Origin of the sequence: Microcoleus sp. OTE_8_concoct_300, from assembly GCF_031383065.1 — a bacterium.
Lineage (GTDB): Bacteria > Cyanobacteriota > Cyanobacteriia > Cyanobacteriales > Microcoleaceae > Microcoleus.
The window spans coordinates 1-1,174 of the sequence record NZ_JANMZH010000333.1; the positions used below are offsets into that span (position 1 = coordinate 1).

General features: G+C 44.2%; 2 protein-coding genes. One reads left to right on the plus strand and one right to left on the minus strand.

Annotation, left to right across the window (positions count from 1 at the left end):
- Positions 1 to 831 (plus strand): calcium-binding protein (locus tag ACUVJL_RS15200; protein WP_445246604.1); only part of this gene is annotated, 831 nt, incomplete at its 5' end.
- Between the two features lie 210 nt (positions 832 to 1,041).
- Here ACUVJL_RS15200 and ACUVJL_RS15205 read toward each other — a convergent pair.
- The coding region (locus tag ACUVJL_RS15205) for a DUF3181 family protein (RefSeq protein WP_445246605.1) at positions 1,042 to 1,174 on the minus strand (133 nt) is incomplete at its 5' end.

Consider the following 1,174-nt stretch of genomic DNA (forward strand, 5'->3'; position numbering starts at 1 on the left):
GGTGGCTCGACAATTCAAATAGGCACTGCCCAAAACGATGAATTCCTAGGCAGCAACAGCGACAATAATATATTCGATGGTAAATCAGGGGATGACAACTTATATGGTGGCGACCTTGGCGACATCCTCAACGGGAACAAAGGCAATGATTTTATCAGCGGTGGTAACGGTGATGACATCCTATCGGGAGATGAAAATAATGACATTATTCTGGGCGACTTGGGTGAGGATTTAATCTGGGGAGGTAAAGGCAATGACTCCCTAAATGGTGGCGAAGGTAATGACCTGATTCTGGGTGAGGAAAATAATGACTTCATCGATGGTGACATGGATAATGACACCTTAAAAGGAGGCAAAGGTGAGGACATCATCCTTGGTAGTCAAGGTGACGACTACCTGTTTGGAAACCAGGGCTCGGATACTATCTGTGGCGGTGAAGGTAATGATTTAATCAGTGGTAACGAACAAGCAGATATCCTGGGAGGGTGTGAAGGAAATGATACTCTGTACGGAGGCGAAAACAACGATAGTCTCACTGGTGGTCAAGGTGATGATGTTCTTTACGGAGAATTGGGCTCCGATAGTTTAACTGGCGGTAGCGGTAACGATATCTTTGTCTTAAATTCAGGTCAAGGATTTGACCGGATTGCTGATTTTACAGTCGGTCAAGATTTGATGGGATTAAGCGGAGGTTTGAGCTTTGGTCAGTTAGAAATAACTCAAAATGCTCAGGGAACTATCATCAAGAATATCTTGACAGGAGAGGAGTTAGGTGTGATGATAGGAGTGAGTGCCAATGCGATTACATCGGCTAATTTCCTGTTGATTTAGGGAAAAATGAAAAGTGCGATCGCCCCTTCGATCAAAAAAGACCAAAAAAGGCTCTCGCACTTAACTCCCAATCAACAATAGAACTATTGCAAAAATAAATAGGACGGGCAAGATGCCCATCCCACAAGAAAAAATAACTCTTGTGGGATGGACCCCAGAGTCCGTCCCATCAATTGATGAAAAGGATTTTTGCAAGAGGTCTAATTGATATCACATCTTCCGCTGAAATTCTTCAAGCACATCCATCAACTGAACTTGACACTGCATCGGTATCAAATCTGCCAGCGGGACTTCCCGCTTGCCGCCGCCCAACTTGACTGGAATTCCTTGTAAAACTTGTGCA